Genomic DNA, 15,721 nt, shown 5'->3' with positions numbered 1-15,721 from the left:
GGCTTTCCCACTCGGTGGGCGATCCGTCAATTCGGGCTCAGAACTTGTAGGTCAGGCTGCCCAGGATCGTGCGCCGCGTGCCGACGAAGCAATCGCCGCGGGCGAGGCAGGTCGAGAGATACTTGGTGTCGGCGATGTTGGACACGTTGAGCTGCGCACGCCAATGCGCGTCCTCCCAGCCGATCAGCGCGTCGGCCAGCGTCACGGCCGGCGTATTGAAGCTGTTGAGCGAGCCGTCGAACGATTCGCCGATGTAGCGCACGCCGCCGCCGACGAGGAAGCTGCCGGGCACGTCCGCCAGGGTGAAGCGGTGCGTCACCCAGAGCGAGGCGAGGTGCAGCGGCTGCGTCTCGACCCGCGCTCCGGCGTTGTCGCCGGCCGCGTAGCGGGCATCGGTATAGGCGTAGCTCGCGATGATGTTGGTGTCGTTGTCGATCGTCGCGATCGCCTCGATGTCGCCGCCCTGGATCTTGACCTTTCCGGTCTGGATCGAGATCGGCAGGCCGCTCGGATCGGGGGTGAGGCGGTTGCGCTCCACCGTGTCGTAGATCGCCGCGTTGACCGCGAACCAGGGCGTCGGGTTGTACTTGAAGCCGCCCTCGATCTGCTCGCCCTCGATCGGCCGGCAGGCCCCGCCCGCGCAGACATTGGCGCCGAAGATCGGGGTGAACGAGGTCGCGTAGGAGACGTAAGGGGTCAGTCCGTTCTCGAAGGCGTACATCAGGCCGATGCGGCCGGTGGTGGCCTCGCCGGCGACGCTCTCGGCGCCGCGCGTCGCGCTGTTCACCCAGTCGTGCCGCACGGTGGCGAGCACGATCCATTGGCCGAACTTGATCTGATCCTGAAGGTAGAGACCGGTCTGGCTCTGCGAGAGCGCGGTCGGCACGCCGAGATCCGGTGGCGTCACGCCGACATAGACCGGCGCGTAGAGGTCGAACGGGCGGGCATCGGTGCCGAAGCCGGTCCGCGTGCTGTCCCATTGCTGGCGGAAATCGACGCCGCCGAGCACCGTGTGCGAGACCGGCCCGGTGTCGAAGCGGCCCTGCAGGTTGGTGTCGGTGGTGATGCGGTCCTTGACCGAGCTGACGCGGTAGGTGAACCGGTCGACTGTGCGGCGGGCCGGGTCGAGGAACGGGGCGTTCGGCAGGCTGGCGCTCGGCGTCAGCGTGTACACGTTGCCGTAGGCCGACTGGTACGTGCCGTCGATGTGGCTGTAGCGCAGGTTCTGCCGCAGGATCAGGCTGTCGTCGAAACGGTGCTCGAACAGGCTGGTGATCGAACTCGTCTCGGTCTCGTAGCGGTTGAAGGTCGGGTCGCCGGTGAAGCGGCTCAGCGGAATGAAGCCGTTCGGGCCGGCATAGAGCGAGCCCTCCCGCGGCAGGAACGCGTCGGAGGCGCCGAACGCGTCCTTCTGGTGCAGGCCGATCAGGGTCCAACTCGTGTCGGCGGAGGGGCGCCACGTGACCGAGGGGTTGATGACGTAGCGGTCGTTGGCGACGAAATCGGTCTGCGCGTCGGCGAGCCGCCCGACGCCGACGAAGCGATAGAGGAACTGGCCGTCCTCGGTGAGGCGCCCGGTCGAATCCGTGAAGGCTTCCTTCCAGCCGAAATTGCCGAAGCGGACGCCGGCTTCGGTGTAGGGCACGTCGAGCGGACGTTTTGACACGAGGTTGATCAGGCCGCCGACGGGGCTCGAGCCGTAGAGGGTCGAGGCGGGGCCGCGCAGCACCTCGATGCGCGACAGAGTGTAGGGATCGGGGCGAGGCTCGTTGAAGACGTCCGGGTCCTTCAGGCGCAGGCCGTCGAGGAAGATCGCCGCGTCCGAGCCGCGAATGCGCGGATAGTCGCCGCGGGTGCTCGGGCCATAGGCTTCCGCCGCGATGCCCGCGGTGTAGCGCAGGGCTTCCTGCACGCTGGTGGCGGCCTGCTCGCGGACCTGCTGCTCGCCGACGACCGAGATCGATTGCGGCGTCTCCTTCAACGCCGTGTCCGTCTTGGTGCCGGTGGCGCTGCGCTGCGCGACGTAGCCGGGGACCGGACCGAAGGCGCTCTCGGTGCCGGACCTGCCGGGGCCGCTGCCGCCCCGGCCCGAACCCTCGACGCTCAGCGTTTCCAGCGTCACCGCTTCCTGCGCCCACGCCGCGCCGGACGAACCGAGGGCGGCCGTGCCGGCGAGAAAAGCGGCAACGCCGTAACGCAGTCGATCACGCAACGCAGGCGACATCCGGGAACCCAGTTTCGTTGTTCGCTGAGGAGGCAGCTAGAACGAGGGGCTGGGCTTCGCAACAAAAGTTGCGTTTCTGGAAATAGAAAGATTCAAGTCTTCAAGGTGATCCGTGTTTTACTTCAAGCATCAGGCATGGTCTTCGGGAGGATCATGCCTGTGCATATTCCTGCTTCGCTGTTTCTTTTCGGTCACTCGGCCGCGCCGGCATGGCCGTTGGCGGCCGGCGCGACGGCCGTTCCGTTCCGCAGCCCGCCGACCAGCGTGTCGAGGCTGCCCTTGCCCTCGGAAAAGCCCGCCTCGTTCAGGATCGCCCCGAGGATCGGGCTGTTGTACTGGTAGCGCAGCAGGTGGCCGGACAGGCTGTCGCCGAGGCTCGCCGAGACGCCGCCCGCGCCGTTGCCGCCCATCATCCCGCCCGCGTCGAAGATGCGGATCGAGTCGATCTTCTCCACCGCCCGCATGCTCTCGCGCAGCGCGTCCGGGATGATGCCGAGGCGCTTCAGCCCGGTCTCGTAGGTGCGCGCCTCGGCCGAGAGGGCGTTGCGGGCCTCGTTCATCACCCGCTCGCGCTCGGCCTCGGCCCGGCCGAGCTGGGCGATGGCCTCCGCCTTGGAGGCGGCGGCGGTGGCCTCGGCCTCGGCCAGCGTTGTGATGGCGTTGGCCCGGTCCTCCGCCGCGCGCCGCTCGGCCTCCGCCGTGACGGTGACGCCGGTGGCATCCCGCTCCGCCTCGCGCTTGGCGGCGATCACCGCGATCTCGCGCTCGCGCTCGGCGATCTCCTTGGCTTTCGCCGTGGCCACACGCTCCTCGGCCGCCACGGCCAGAGCCTCGGCCGTCTTGGCGGCGGCGCGGGCCTCGGATTCCTTCTGCGAGCGCTCGGCGATCTTGATGGCATTGTCCTGAAGGATGAGCTGGCGCTCGCGCTCGGCCTCCGCGTTGCGCTGGGCGATCGCCAGATCCGCCTCGATCCGCGCGCCCTCCGAGTTCTTGCGCGCCTCGGCCTCGCGCAGGCGCACCGCCTGCTCGCGCTCGATCCGGGCGGTCTCCTCGCTCTGCTGGGCGCGCTGCTCGGCCTGCGCCGTCTCGGCGCGGGTCTCGGCGGTCTTGTTGGCGATGTCGCGTTCCTGGGCGAGCTGCGCCTCGCGGGTCGTGCGCTTGATCTCGAGCTGCTTCAGCGCGGTCTCGCGGTCCTTCTCGGCCACCGCGACCTCGGCGTCGCGCTCGGTGGCGTTGCGCTCCTTGCGGCGCTGTTCGGTGATCTCCTTCAGCCGGGCGAGGCCCTCCGCGTCGAACGAGTTATCGGGGTTGAAGTGCTCGATCGAGGTCTGGTCGAGGCGCGTCAGCGAGGCGGATTCGAGTTCGAGGCCGTTGTGGCGCAGATCGCCCGAGACCGCTTCCTGCACGCCCTTCACGAAGGCGGCGCGCTTCTCCTGAAGGTCGGGCAGGGTCATGCCGGCGGCGACCGCGCGCAGGGCATCGACGAACTTCGCCTCGATCAGCTCGCGCAGCAGCATCGCGTCGTTGGTGCGGTCACCCAGCGTCTGGGCGGCGAGCGCGATCGACTCCTCCTTGGGCTCCACGCGCACGTAGAACTCGACGGTGATGTCGGCCCGCAGACGGTCCTTGGTGATCAGCGACTCATTCCCTGAGCGCTTCACTTCGAGCCGCAGGGTGTTGAGGTTCACCATGGCGATGGAGTGGAACACCGGCAGCAGCACCGCGCCGCCATCGACGACGACCTTGCGCCCGCCCAGACCCGTGCGGACGAAGGCGGTGTCCCGCGTCGTGCGCCGATAAAGCCGGCTGAACACGAAGCCGATGCCGAGCAGCGCGACGACGATGATGCCGGCGATCACCAGCAGGTTGACGATGCCGGGGCTGACCATATCCATCGTGAGCGACCCTTTCGGTGGGGAGAGAAGAAGCGATCAGAGATCCGGCGCGGCGGGCACCGCGACGTAGACGGCGTCAGCCCGGTCCACGATCAGGACGCGGGCGCCGGCTTCCATGGCCGGGGCACCGGGGGCGGCGCGGGTGCGCAGGAAGTGGATATTGCCGTGGCGGTCCACCGCCCGGACTTGGCCCGGTAGGCCTTGATCGAGCGGCCCGAGGGTGACCTCCGCCGTCGCGCCGATCAGGTCGTCGGCGGTCACGACGTAGCTCTCGTCCCGCGGGATCAGCCGGGCGATGGCCTTGGTCGAGACGCGCAAAGCCGGCAGCGTCGCCGCGCCCGCGAGCAGGATCGCGGCCGGCGCGGGCAGGGGAGCGAGGAGCGCGGCGGCGAGCCCCTGGAGGGCGAAGCCCGCCAGCGCGAAGACGGCAAGCCCGAGGATCAGCAGGATCAGGAAGGGCACCCGGCCGAGATTGATCCACGACATCAGCGCGGCCGGCGAGAACGGCCCGTGCGCGTCCGCCGCGGCGCCGACGCCGTCGGTTCCCGTCGGGGCGCCGGCCTCGTGGCCGAGGGCGCCCTCCACCAGTTCCGAGAGCGAGTGCCCAACGAGAAGCGAGAGCACCTCCACCGCGACGAGGCCGGCCATCACCGCCGCGGCCAGGGTGAAGGGGAAGAGGGCGGGCGCGGCCAGCGCGCTCACGAAGATCGGCCCTGCTTCAGCGCGGCGAGGCGCTGTTCGATGGTGTGGTCGCGGTGCAGGCGGTCGAGATCCTCGATCGACGGATCGGCCGGGGCGGAGGCCGTGCCGCTGACCCGGTCGATGGCCCGCAGCGATTGTTCGAGCTGGCGGGCCCGGGCCGCGTCCTCGCCGCCGTAGCCGGCGAGCGTGTTCGCGTTCCGCGGGGCGGGCGCGCGCAGCAACGCGATCCGGTGCTCGGCATCGCGCCGGGCGGCGGTGGCCGCCTGCATCGCCTTCGAGGCCGCCTCGTGCCGCTCGGCCACGTCCGCGAGACTCGAATCGATCGCCTCGATCTGGCTTTCCAAGTCGAGCTGACGGCTGATGCCGGCCCGCGCCAGATCCTCGCGCCCGCTCGACAGCGCCAGCGACAGCTTCTCGGGCAGGGCCGTCCGCTCGCCGTCGAGCTGGCCGCGGCGGGCGGAGAGGCGGTGCTCCTCGGCCTTGATCTTGCCGAGGTCGAGCCGCGCCTCGTGGATCACCGCATCGATCTCGCGAAGCGCCTGCTCCGCGATCGCGAGGCCGTTGCGGTCCTCCACCGCGTCGAGGGCGGCGTTGGACAGGCCGCCGATGATCCGGCCGACGCGGGTCAGGATGTTCTCGGTCATGCGGGTCTCCTCCTTCGGTGCGGTGACGGAGACGCCCACCTGGATGGTGAGCGCGTCGCCCGCGAGCGTGAGGCGGGCACTGGAGAGTTCGCGCCAGGGGCCGTCATAGCCCTCGACGCGGTAGGGCATCGTGCGCCGGCCGTTCATCGTCGTGAGCGCGATCTCCGAGGCGCCCTTCACGCTGAACAGCTTGTCGTCGAGCGGTATCGACGTGACGGTCTCGGGGTCGAACCCGGCGGCGCGCTGCGCGAAGTCGCGGATGCCGAGCGTCACGAGGCGGGCCGGCAGCCCAGTCTCGTCACGCACGCGTCCGTAACCGTGCTCGATCAGGGCGACGACGTTGGCCCGCAAACCATGCTCCCGGCGGATCTCCTCGAGCAGAACGAGCATCCGCCGATAGGCCGCCAGCGTGGCGCGGACCGCATCGAGATCGGCCGGCTCGGGAAGGAGCCGGTAGGTCAGGCGAGAGGGAAGTGTTCCTGAGCGGGTCACGAATCGAACCTAAAACACCGCTATGGTGTCTTCAAGCGCCGCACACGCTCCGGATGTAACATTTGAGGGTATCTGCTCGCCGTGGGTGTGCAGAGGCACATCGGTCCCACCCGGCGGATCGGCGTCGCCTCGCGACTCGCCGGTCACCGGACCCAAGCGGCAACAAAAAAGACCCCGCCCGTTGGGGCGAGGTCTCTCCGTCGTGTCGTGGTGTGTGGGTCAGGCGGCTCGGACGGTTGCGAGGAAGCGCTGTACTTCCGCCGACAGATGTTCGGACTGTTGCGACAGCTCGGCGGACGAGGTGAGGACTTGGCTCGCGGCGATGCCGGTCTCTTCGGAAGCCTGGGCCACGCCGGAGATGTTGCGCGTCACCTCGGAGGTGCCGGTCGATGCCTGCGCCACGTTGCGCACGATTTCCTGCGTGGCGGCACCCTGTTGCTCGACGGCGGCGGCGATGCCGGTCGCGACGTTGTTGATCTCCCGGATCCGGCTCGTGATCGCGCCGATCGCCGTGACCGCTTGATCCGTAACCTCCTGGATCTCGCCGATCTGACCCGAGATCTCCTCGGTGGCGCGCGCCGTCTGGCTGGCCAGTTCCTTCACCTCGGACGCCACGACCGCGAAGCCGCGGCCGGCTTCGCCCGCCCGCGCCGCCTCGATGGTCGCGTTCAGCGCCAGGAGGTTGGTCTGGGAGGCGATGTTGGAGATCAGGCCGACCATGTCGCCGATCCGGGCCGAGGTGGTTCGCAAAGCCTGGACGAGATGGGTGGTCTGGTCGGCTTCGCCCACGGCCGCCTGCGCCAGGCCGGCGGAGCCCTGAACCTGACGGCCGATCTCCTGAACCGAAACCCCGAGCTCCTCGGCGGCGGCCGCAACCGTGCCGACATTGGAGGCGGCTTCCTCGGCGGCGGCAGCGACCGTGGTGGATTGCGTTGCGGTCTCGGTCGCGCTCGCGGTCATCTGCTGCGCGGTGGCCTGCAATTCCGTCGCCGAGGAGGAGACCATGCCGACGATGCCGCCGACCGCCGCCTCGAAGCCGTCGGCCAGCTCGATCATCGTGCGCTTGCGCTCTGCCGCCGCGGCGTCGTCCGTACGCCGACGCACCTCGGCCTCCTCGGCGGCCTTGCGGGCCACCATGGCCTTGATGCCCTCGACGGCCCGACCGACGGCACCGATCTCGTCGCCGCGGGTGGCCTCGTTGATTTCGGCGTCGGTCTCCCCGCCCGCCATACGCTGCAGGACGTTGACCAAGCGGCCGAGCGGGCGGGTCACCGCGAACACGGTGATCAGGCCGGCCAGTGTCATGGCGCCCAGCAGGCCGACGGTCGCCAACCCGATGAGTGTATAGGTTCCGCGATCGGCGGCTTCGATCGCCTGAGTCTTCGCCGTGGCCAGCTCATTGTGCAGGATCGTGGCCCGGCTCTGCATCCACTCGTTCAGCTTGAGCCGGGCCGGGATTCCGACGTCGCGGGCGATCCGGAACGCCTCGTCACCCTGCTGACGCATGCCGAGATCGTACACGCGGTCGAGCAATTCAAAGAAGCCGTCGACATCCTTGCGCAGGGCTATGTTGGTGGCCCGCCGCTCCGGCGTTTCGGCCGCGGCGAGGAGCCGGTCGGTCGCTTCGCGCGCCTCGGTCATGCCGGCCTGCTGCTTGATCCGGAAGCGCGATCTGTTCTCCGGGTTGCTTTCGAGCAGCATGTTGCGGTCCATGACCGCCGCCTCGGTGACGCCGCCGCGCAGGTGCATCAGGGCGTCCAGGCGCACCGCTTGGACATCGACGATTTGGACCGTCTGCTCAGACAGGCTGCGCATCACGTCGCGCGCATAGACGATGAGGCCGGCGCTGACCATGAGTGTCAAAAGGAGCGGTACGGCAATCTTAACAATCAACTTGGCGTTTCTGAAAAACAGCATTGTGACACTTGCCTTATCGACAAAAGGGCTGGAATCAATAACGCGGTGATTGAGTAAAATTGAAGTTAACATACTTAATGATCGACGAGCGCTCGGCGATCATCCGGAGCCGCTAAAACCGCGTTCTATGGAGTTGTCGCTTCTCCGTTCCATGTCGAAGGTCGCGCATTTCGGGGGCGGGCGTGGGACGCGATGCGCGGCAGGCGCGTCGAGCCGTTCGGCGATACGATCGCCCTTCGGTCACCCCACCTGCCGGATCGCCTCGCCCAGCATCATCGCGGCGCAGACCGCGACGTTGAGCGAGCGTAGACCCGGCCGGATTGGCACGACGACACGGGCATCGGCGGCCGCGTGGATCGCCTCCGGCACGCCGGCGGATTCGCGGCCCATCAGCAGGCAGTCACCGTCGCGGAACGCGTGCTGCGTGTAGGGCACAGAGCCGGTGGTGGTGGCGAGCACGAGGCGGATCCCGGCCACGCGCCGCCACGCCTCGAAGGCGTCCCAGGAACGGTGCCGGGTGATCGCGACGTGGTCGAGATAGTCCAGCCCCGAGCGGCGCAGGTGCCGGTCGGACACGTCGAAGCCCGCCGGCTCGATGATCTCCACCGCGATCCCGAGGCAGGCGGCCATGCGCAGCATCGTTCCCGTGTTCTGCGGGATGTCGGGCTGGTAGAGGGCGAGGCGCAGCATCGGCGGTGGGGGTTTTCGAAGGGACAAGGCGGGGCAGGGTCTTGCCTGCGGCATGGGCGCGGGGTTGGCCCGGCGTCAAGGAGGCTTACCTGAGCCTCTCATTCCTGACTTGGTCCCAAAAAACATGTTCCTCGATTGGCTCGAGCGTCGCATCGATCCGTTCGCGCCCTTCGATGACCGGCGCATGCCGCCGAAGACGGTGCTCGGCTTCGCGGGTTTCTATCTGCGGCCGATCCGCTTCGCGCTGGCGGCCCTGTTCGTCATCGCCGTGATCGCGGGCGGGATCGAGGCCTCGCTCTATCTGCTCATGCGCTGGTTCATCGACCTGATGAACGCGGCCGACCGCACCACCGTCCTCTCCGACAACGCCGTGCCGCTGACGCTCGCCGCGTTGCTGCTCCTCGTGGTGCGCCCGCTGGCGGCCTTCCTGCACGAGCTGGCCTCGAACCAGCTCATCGTGCCGCAATCGACCAACCAGATCCGCTGGCGCACGCATCTCTACACCCTCGGCCACTCGCTCTCGTACTTCCAGGCGGATTTCGCCGGGCGGCTGGCCAACCGCACGGTCCAGGTCGGGCCGGCGGTGCGCGAACTCGCGGTCGTGTTCATCGATACGCTGCTCTACGTGGCGATCTACGCGGTCACCGCGATCGGGCTGTTCTCCTCGATCTCGGGCTGGCTGGCGCTTCCCGTCGTCCTCTGGGTGGTGGCCTATGCCGGGCTGACGTGGTGGTTCGTGCCGCGCGCGCGCAAGCGCTCGCATCTGACCGCCGAGACCCGCTCGACCCTGATTGGCCGGGTGGTCGACAGCTACACCAACATCATGACCGTGAAGCTCTTCGCCCGCGACCGCGAGGAGCGCGCCACCGTGCGCGACGCGGTCGATACCCACACCCGCGCCTATCTCCACCAGTTCCGGCTCACCACGCTGACGACGAGCCTGCTGGCGGGGCTCAACAGCCTGCTCCTGTTCGCCACCGCCGCCGTCTGCTTCGCGCTGTGGCAGCGTGGCGCGCTGACGACCGGCGAGGCCTCGGCCGGTCTGGCGCTGATCCTGCGGCTCATGGCGATGTCGGGCTGGGTGATGCAGACCGTGCGCGGCGTGTTCGAGAATGTCGGCGTGATCCAGGAGAGCATGCAGACGATCGCCCGTCCGCACGGCCTCACCGATGCCCCCGACGCGAAGACGCTCATCGTCACCGGGGGCGACATCCGCTTCGAGAACGTGGATTTCCACTACGGCCGGGGTGATGCCAGCATCATCGAGGATCTGTCCTTCCACATCCGCCCGGGTGAGAAGGTCGGCCTCGTCGGCGTCAGCGGGGCGGGCAAGAGCACCATCACCGCGCTTCTGCTGCGCCTGCACGACGTCGAGGGCGGGCGCATCCTGATCGATGGGCAGGACATCGCCGGGGTGACGCAGGATTCCCTGCGCGAAGCCATCGCCATGGTCAGCCAGGACACCTCGCTGCTGCACCGCTCGATCCGCGACAACATCCGCTACGGCCGCCCGGATGCGAGCGACGCCGAGGTCGAGCAGGCGGCGCGATTGGCGCACGCCCATGACTTCATCCTCGATCTCGTGGACCACAAGGGGCGGCGCGGCTACGAAGCCCATGTCGGCGAGCGCGGGGTGAAACTCTCGGGCGGGCAGCGCCAGCGCATCGCGATCGCCCGCGTCATCCTCAAGGACGCGCCGATCCTGATCCTCGACGAGGCGACGAGCGCCCTCGACAGCCAGGTCGAGGCGGCGATCCAGGAGGCGCTCGACACGCTGATGGGCGACAAGACCGTGCTCGCCATCGCCCACCGGCTCTCGACCATCGCTGCGCTCGACCGGCTGATCGTGATCGACAGCGGCCGGATCGTCGAGGAAGGCACCCACGCCGAACTGATCCGCCGGGGCGGGCTCTACGCCGACCTGTGGCGGCGCCAGTCCGGCGGCTTTTTGGGAGACCGTGCGCCGGCTCCCGCTTCGTGACACGGGGACGGATGTCGTGACGGTTTCACGGAGCCTCGCGGCGAGCGGCCTGCGCCGGCCGCCGGCCTCGCCCTGGTGGGACGAGTTGCGCGCGACCTGCCGGCTTTCCGCCCCGCTCGTCCTCATCAACCTCGCCCAGCACGGTCTGGTCGCCTCGAACGCGGTGCTGCTCGGCCGGCTCGGCGCCGAGCCCATCGCCGCGGGTGCGCTCGCCACCAGCCTCTACCTGCTTCTGTTCATCGGCGGCATCGGCCTCACCTCCAGCGTCGCCCCCCTCGTCGCGGAGGCCGTCGGGCGGGCGGCGGGCGCGGGGGCGGACGCGGTGCGGCGCACGGTTCGGGCAGGCCTGTGGGTCGGGTTCCTCGTGACGCTCGCGCTGATGCCGGGGCTCTGGTTCACGGAAGGGCTGCTGATCGCGCTCCACCAGGAGCCGGCCGTCGCCCGCGAGGCCGGCGCGTACATGCGGGTGCTGCAATGGTGGATGTTCCCCGCCCTCGCCTTCATGGTGCTGAAAGGTGCGCTCGCCGCGCTCCAGCGCCCGGGGCCGCCGCTCGCCGTGAGCCTCGCCGCGCTTCCGCTCAACATCGCGCTGGGGGCCTTCTTCGCCTTCGGCCCGCCGGATCTCGGCATCGTCGGCGTCGCGCTCGGCACCGTGATCACCGAGTTCCTGGCGATCGCCGCCCTGGTCGCGGTGATCCGGCTCGACGGGGGCCTCCGCCGCCACCGCATGTTCGCCCGCCTCTGGCGCTTCGACGCCGAGCGCCTCGCCCGCGTCGTGCGGGTCGGCCTGCCGATGGGCGTGGCGGGCATCGCCGAGGCCGGGTTGTTCGAGGCGGCCACGGTGGCAATGGGCACCTTCGGCACGCTGCCGCTCGCCGCCCACGCGATCACGCTGCAGATCGCCGCGACCTGCTTCATGGTGCCCAACGGCATCGGGCAGGCGGCGACGGTGCGGGTCGGCCGCGCCTATGGCGCCGCGGACCGGGCGGGTCTGCGCCGCGCGGGCGCCGTCGCGCTCTGGCTCGGCTTCGGCTTCATGGTGGCCTGCGCGCTGGTGCAGCTTTTCGCGCCGCATATGCTGATCGGGCTGTTCCTCGACACCGAGGCACCCGGCGCGGTCCAGGTCTATCCCGTCGCCGCCGGCTTCCTGATCTTCTCGGCTCTGTTCGCGATCTCGGACGGCGTGCAATCGGTGGCACTGGGAGCCTTGCGCGGCTTGCAGGATACCAAGGTGCCGATGCTGATCGCGCTGTTCGGCTACTGGGTCATCGGTGTGCCGCTCGGGGCGGCGCTGGCCTGGGGCGCCGGTTTGGGCGGACGCGGGATCTGGGCGGGCTTCTGCGCCGGTCTTCTCGTGGTCTCGGTGGCGCTGGTGATCCGCTGGCGGCGGCTGAGCGCCGGCCGGCCGCGCGTCCCAAGCGCGCAGCCGGGGTGAGGCCGGAACCGCCTCCGAAACGCCCCCGTTCCCGCCCCGAGAATACCGGGAGGACTGAGGGGCGCCATGGCCGAGAAAGACGATCACGAGGCGATCTGGAAGGACTTCAAGGGCGCGGTGAACATGACCGCCTCGGCCCTCGAGAAATTCCTCGAGACCGACGAGAGCCAATCGGTCGGCCAGAAGAAGGACGGCGGCGAGGCGACCGGCCACAAGGAGGGCCGCCGCATCGTCGAGATCCTTCACAAGAAGAAGGCCGACCTCAGCGACGACGACTACGCCCACATGAGGAAGGTGACCGGCTACGTGAACCGCCACCTCAAACAGGGCGGACCGGAGGACAAGTCCAAGACCGAAGACTCACCCTGGCGGCTGTCGCTGATGAACTGGGGCCACGATCCACTGAAGGATTGACGGTCCGCTGGTTAGACGGCCTCACAAAACGCCCGGTCTCCGACCGTTCTCGCTCTGGTCATGAGAGCGCGGCGGGAGCTTTGTGGGAGACACTCAGGCGGCCCGGCGCCGCTCCGGATAGAGACCGGCCAAGCCGTCCTCGGAGGCGTCGCAGACGCCCCGCTCGGTGATGATGCCGGTGACGAGGCGGGCGGGCGTCACGTCGAAGGCCGGGTTGGCCACCGGGCTGCCGGGCGAGACCACCGCGACGGTGGCGAAGGCGCCGTCGTCGGTGCGGCCGGTGAGATGGGTGACCTCGCGGGCGTCGCGCTCCTCGATCGGGATGTCGCGCACCCCGTCGGACAGGGTCCAGTCGATCGTCGAGAACGGCAGCGCCGCGTAGAACGGGATGCGGTTGTCGGTGGCGGCCAGCGCCTTCAGGTAGGTGCCGATCTTGTTGCAGACGTCGCCCGACGCCGTGGTGCGGTCCGAGCCGACGATGCAGATATCGACCTGCCCGTGCTGCATCAGGTGGCCGCCGGCATTGTCGGCGATCACGGTGTGCGGCACGCCGTGGGCGTTCAGCTCGAAGGCGGTGAGCGCCGCGCCCTGGTTGCGCGGCCGGGTCTCGTCCACGAAGACGTGGACCGGCACGCCGGCATCGTGCGCCACGTAGATCGGCGCCAGCGCCGTGCCCCAATCGACCGTGGCGAGCCAGCCGGCGTTGCAATGGGTCAGCACGTTGACCGGCCCCCCCTTCTTGGCGGCGATCTCGGACAGGATCTTGGCGCCATGCTCGCCGATGGCGCGGCAGCTCGCGACGTCCTCGTCGGCGATGGACGCGGCCTCCGTGAAAGCGAGCGCCTCACGCGCAGATTCCGGGGCGCGGCGCAGCACGGTGGCCATCCGGTCGAGCGCCCAGCGCAGGTTGATCGCGGTCGGCCGGGTCGCGGCGAGCGTCGCGGAAGCCCGCTCGATCCCCGCCTCGCTCGCATCCTGCCGCATGGCCAGCGCCATGCCGTAGGCGGCGGTGACGCCGATCAAGGGCGCGCCGCGCACCACCATCGTACGGATCGCCACCGCCGCATCGTCGAGGTTCGCCAGCCGCTTCAGTTCGAAGGCGAAGGGCAGCCGGGTCTGGTCGATGACGGTGACGGCGTCCCCGTCGGCCTCGGGGAAAATGGTGCGGTAGGGGCGGCCGTCGATCTTCATGGGGTGCTCGCGCGTGAGAGCATCGGCTCGGCAGCGGCCAGGGCCGTCCGGAGCGATGCCTGACGATGTCTCATCGCGCGACTGTGTCGCCAGAATGGCCCCGGCCGGTCAAGCCGTCCGAGGCCGTCTTTCGAACGGCGTCTTCAGCGGTTCACCCGTTCGACGTAGATGTCGATATAGGCGCCGTCTTCGAGGCCGAGCAGGTCGCGGATCATGCCGGGCAGCTTGCACAGCAGGGCCGGCATGGTCGGCGCCTCGGTGGCGAGGCCCGGCACCGGCGAGTCGTGCACGAAGAAGACGCCGGCCGCCTCGTCCCAGGCGCAGCGAACGGTGAATTTGCGGGCCATCGCGCGATCCTCATGTTCAGGGGCAAGGGGGGACGGCGCGGGGAGCGTCGTGCCGTCATTGTCGAGGGGGCGGCCGGGATTGTCCGCCGGGGGCTTGCTGGCCTCAGCCGGGGCCTTGCTGGCCTCAGAAGCGTACGGGGCGGACACGCTTCACCTGCGGGATCGCTTCGATCGCCTTCAGAACCTCGGGAGATACCTCGGCATCGACCGCCACGAAGGCGATCGCGTTGCCGCCCTCGGCCTCGCGGCCCAGCGCGAAGGTCGCGAGGTTGACGCCGGCCTCGCCGAGCACGGTGCCGAAGCTGCCGACGAAGCCCGGCTTGTCGTGGTTGCGCACGTAGAGCATCAGCGGCGCGAAGGGTGCGTCGATGTTGATGCCGCGGATCTCGATGATGCGCGGCTTGCCGTCGTTGAAGACGGTGCCGGCGGCGTCGCGCGGCATGTCTTCGGCATCCACGGTGATGCGCACCACCGATTCGTAGTCGCTGGCCCCGCCCTCACGCTTGATCTCGTCGATGACGATCCCGCGATCCCGCGCGATCACGGGGGCCGAGACCATGTTCACCTCTTGCAGGATCGGGCGCAGCACGCCGGTCACCGCCGCCGAGGTCAGCGCTCGGGTGTTCATCCCGGCCACCGCGCCCTCGTAGGTGATGCGGATGCCCTTGATCGGTGCTTCCGTGAGCTGGCCCAGGAACGAGCCGAGTTTTTCGCACAGGGCGACGAACGGCTTGAGGCGCGGCGCTTCCTCGGCCGAGATCGAGGGGAAGTTGATCGCGTTGGTGATGGCGCCGCTGAGGAGGTAGTCCGCCATCTGCTCGGCGATCTGGAGCGCGACGTTCTCCTGCGCCTCGGAGGTCGCGGCGCCGAGATGCGGCGTGCAGATCACGTTCGGGTGGCCGAAGAGCGGGTTCTCGGTCGCCGGCTCGGTCACGAACACGTCGAGGGCCGCGCCCGCGACATGACCGGAATCCAGGGCGGCGCGGAGAGCGCTCTCGTCCACGAGGCCGCCGCGGGCGCAGTTGACGATGCGCACGCCGCGCTTGGTCTTGGCGAGGTTTTCCTCCGAGAGGATGTTGCGGGTCTTGTCGGTGAGCGGCACGTGCAGGGTGATGATGTCGGCCCGCGCCAGCAATTCGTCGAGTTCGACCTTCTCGACGCCGATCTCGACGGCGCGCTCCGGCGTCAGGAAGGGATCGTAGGCGACGACCTTCAGCTTGAGCCCGATCGCCCGGTCGGCGACCACGGCGCCGATATTGCCGCAGCCGACGATGCCGAGCGTCTTGGCCGTCAGCTCGACGCCCATGAAGCGGTTCTTCTCCCACTTGCCGGCCTGCGTGGAGGCGTCCGCCGCCGGGATCTGGCGAGCGAGCGCGAAGATCAGGGCGATGGCGTGCTCGGCGGTGGTGATCGAGTTGCCGAACGGCGTGTTCATCACGATCACGCCCTTGGCGGTCGCGGCTGGGACATCGACGTTGTCGACACCGATGCCGGCGCGGCCGACCACCTTCAGCCGGGTGGCCTCGGCGAGCAGCTTGCCCGTCACCTTGGTGGCGGAGCGGATGGCGAGACCGTCATATTGGCCGATGATGGCGGCCAGGGCGTCCTTGTCCTTGCCGAGGCCAGGCTGGAAATCGACCTCGATGCCGCGATCGCGGAAGATCTGGACGGCGGCGTCGGACAGGGCGTCGGAGATCAGGACTTTCGGCTTGTTCGTGGCAAGCTTGGGCATGGAAGCACCTCGCGTCGGGCAGGCGCGCAGGATCGCTCGCGATTGCGCGAGACGTGT

12 protein-coding genes are annotated in these 15,721 nt (G+C 69.2%); 3 read left to right on the top strand and 9 right to left on the bottom strand.

Features of this window, described 5'->3' with window-relative positions:
* Nucleotides 1-37: 37 nt before the first annotated feature.
* The 6 genes from Y590_RS02280 to Y590_RS02255 all read right to left on the bottom strand — a co-directional run bounded on the left by Y590_RS02280 (nucleotide 38) and on the right by Y590_RS02255 (nucleotide 8,564).
* A complete protein-coding gene (locus Y590_RS02280; RefSeq protein WP_060768460.1) occupies nucleotides 38-2,224 on the bottom strand; it encodes a TonB-dependent siderophore receptor in 2,187 nt (728 codons plus the stop codon).
* Between the two features lie 191 nt (nucleotides 2,225-2,415).
* Complete coding sequence (locus Y590_RS02275) at nucleotides 2,416-4,119, bottom strand: flotillin family protein (RefSeq protein ID WP_060768459.1); 1,704 nt, start codon at nucleotides 4,117-4,119, stop codon at nucleotides 2,416-2,418.
* Between the two features lie 36 nt (nucleotides 4,120-4,155).
* Nucleotides 4,156-4,821, bottom strand: coding sequence for an OB-fold-containig protein (locus tag Y590_RS02270; protein WP_083530727.1), 666 nt, complete (start codon nucleotides 4,819-4,821; stop codon nucleotides 4,156-4,158).
* Entirely contained in the window at nucleotides 4,818-5,957 is a 1,140-nt protein-coding gene (locus tag Y590_RS02265) for a PspA/IM30 family protein (RefSeq protein ID WP_060768457.1), read from the bottom strand. Before Y590_RS02265 ends, Y590_RS02270 begins: the two co-directional genes overlap by 4 nt.
* A gap of 219 nt (nucleotides 5,958-6,176) precedes the next feature.
* The gene (locus Y590_RS02260) at nucleotides 6,177-7,874 is read right to left on the bottom strand and encodes a methyl-accepting chemotaxis protein (protein WP_060768456.1); all 1,698 of its coding nucleotides are present in this window, start codon (nucleotides 7,872-7,874) and stop codon (nucleotides 6,177-6,179) included.
* 240 nt (nucleotides 7,875-8,114) lie between these two features.
* Nucleotides 8,115-8,564 (bottom strand): tRNA (cytidine(34)-2'-O)-methyltransferase, encoded by a 450-nt coding sequence (locus Y590_RS02255; protein WP_060768455.1) that lies wholly within the window; start codon nucleotides 8,562-8,564, stop codon nucleotides 8,115-8,117.
* A 124-nt stretch (nucleotides 8,565-8,688) separates the two neighbouring features.
* Here Y590_RS02255 and Y590_RS02250 point away from each other — a divergent pair, with 124 nt between their 5' ends.
* The 3 genes from Y590_RS02250 (at nucleotide 8,689) to Y590_RS02240 (ending at nucleotide 12,394) form a co-directional block, all read left to right on the top strand.
* The gene (locus tag Y590_RS02250) at nucleotides 8,689-10,545 is read left to right on the top strand and encodes an ABC transporter ATP-binding protein (protein ID WP_060768454.1); all 1,857 of its coding nucleotides are present in this window, start codon (nucleotides 8,689-8,691) and stop codon (nucleotides 10,543-10,545) included.
* A gap of 16 nt (nucleotides 10,546-10,561) precedes the next feature.
* Entirely contained in the window at nucleotides 10,562-11,980 is a 1,419-nt protein-coding gene (locus tag Y590_RS02245) for an MATE family efflux transporter (RefSeq protein ID WP_060772118.1), read from the top strand.
* Between the two features lie 66 nt (nucleotides 11,981-12,046).
* A complete protein-coding gene (locus tag Y590_RS02240; RefSeq protein ID WP_060768453.1) occupies nucleotides 12,047-12,394 on the top strand; it encodes a DUF3140 domain-containing protein in 348 nt (115 codons plus the stop codon).
* Nucleotides 12,395-12,487: 93 nt separating this feature from the next.
* Here the strand turns inward: Y590_RS02240 and mtnA are convergent, their stop codons facing one another.
* The 3 genes from mtnA to serA form a co-directional block, all read right to left on the bottom strand.
* The gene (gene mtnA / locus Y590_RS02235; protein ID WP_060768452.1) at nucleotides 12,488-13,585 is read right to left on the bottom strand and encodes an S-methyl-5-thioribose-1-phosphate isomerase; all 1,098 of its coding nucleotides are present in this window, start codon (nucleotides 13,583-13,585) and stop codon (nucleotides 12,488-12,490) included.
* A 143-nt stretch (nucleotides 13,586-13,728) separates the two neighbouring features.
* Complete coding sequence (locus Y590_RS02230) at nucleotides 13,729-13,932, bottom strand: DUF1902 domain-containing protein (RefSeq protein ID WP_060768451.1); 204 nt, start codon at nucleotides 13,930-13,932, stop codon at nucleotides 13,729-13,731.
* A 124-nt stretch (nucleotides 13,933-14,056) separates the two neighbouring features.
* Nucleotides 14,057-15,664: a phosphoglycerate dehydrogenase gene (serA, locus tag Y590_RS02225; protein WP_060768450.1), complete on the bottom strand. Its 1,608-nt coding sequence runs from the start codon at nucleotides 15,662-15,664 to the stop codon at nucleotides 14,057-14,059.
* Nucleotides 15,665-15,721 lie beyond the last annotated feature (57 nt).

This window comes from Methylobacterium sp. AMS5, assembly GCF_001542815.1.
GTDB lineage: Bacteria > Pseudomonadota > Alphaproteobacteria > Rhizobiales > Beijerinckiaceae > Methylobacterium.
The sequence above is the reverse complement of the archived record's forward strand: the minus strand, read 5'-3'. Positions and strand labels throughout refer to the sequence as shown.

What these genes read in the sequence shown, in the direction of transcription:
- Y590_RS02280 (WP_060768460.1), bottom strand. Translation starts at nt 2,224, where the DNA reads ATGTCGCCTGCGTTGCGTGATCGACTGCGTTACGGCGTTGCCGCTTTT.
- Y590_RS02275 (WP_060768459.1), bottom strand. Translation starts at nt 4,119, where the DNA reads ATGGATATGGTCAGCCCCGGCATCGTCAACCTGCTGGTGATCGCCGGC.
- Y590_RS02260 (WP_060768456.1), bottom strand. Translation starts at nt 7,874, where the DNA reads ATGCTGTTTTTCAGAAACGCCAAGTTGATTGTTAAGATTGCCGTACCG.
- Y590_RS02255 (WP_060768455.1), bottom strand. Translation starts at nt 8,564, where the DNA reads ATGCTGCGCCTCGCCCTCTACCAGCCCGACATCCCGCAGAACACGGGA.
- Y590_RS02250 (WP_060768454.1), top strand. Translation starts at nt 8,689, where the DNA reads ATGTTCCTCGATTGGCTCGAGCGTCGCATCGATCCGTTCGCGCCCTTC.
- Y590_RS02240 (WP_060768453.1), top strand. Translation starts at nt 12,047, where the DNA reads ATGGCCGAGAAAGACGATCACGAGGCGATCTGGAAGGACTTCAAGGGC.
- mtnA (WP_060768452.1), bottom strand. Translation starts at nt 13,585, where the DNA reads ATGAAGATCGACGGCCGCCCCTACCGCACCATTTTCCCCGAGGCCGAC.
- Y590_RS02230 (WP_060768451.1), bottom strand. Translation starts at nt 13,932, where the DNA reads ATGGCCCGCAAATTCACCGTTCGCTGCGCCTGGGACGAGGCGGCCGGC.
- serA (WP_060768450.1), bottom strand. Translation starts at nt 15,664, where the DNA reads ATGCCCAAGCTTGCCACGAACAAGCCGAAAGTCCTGATCTCCGACGCC.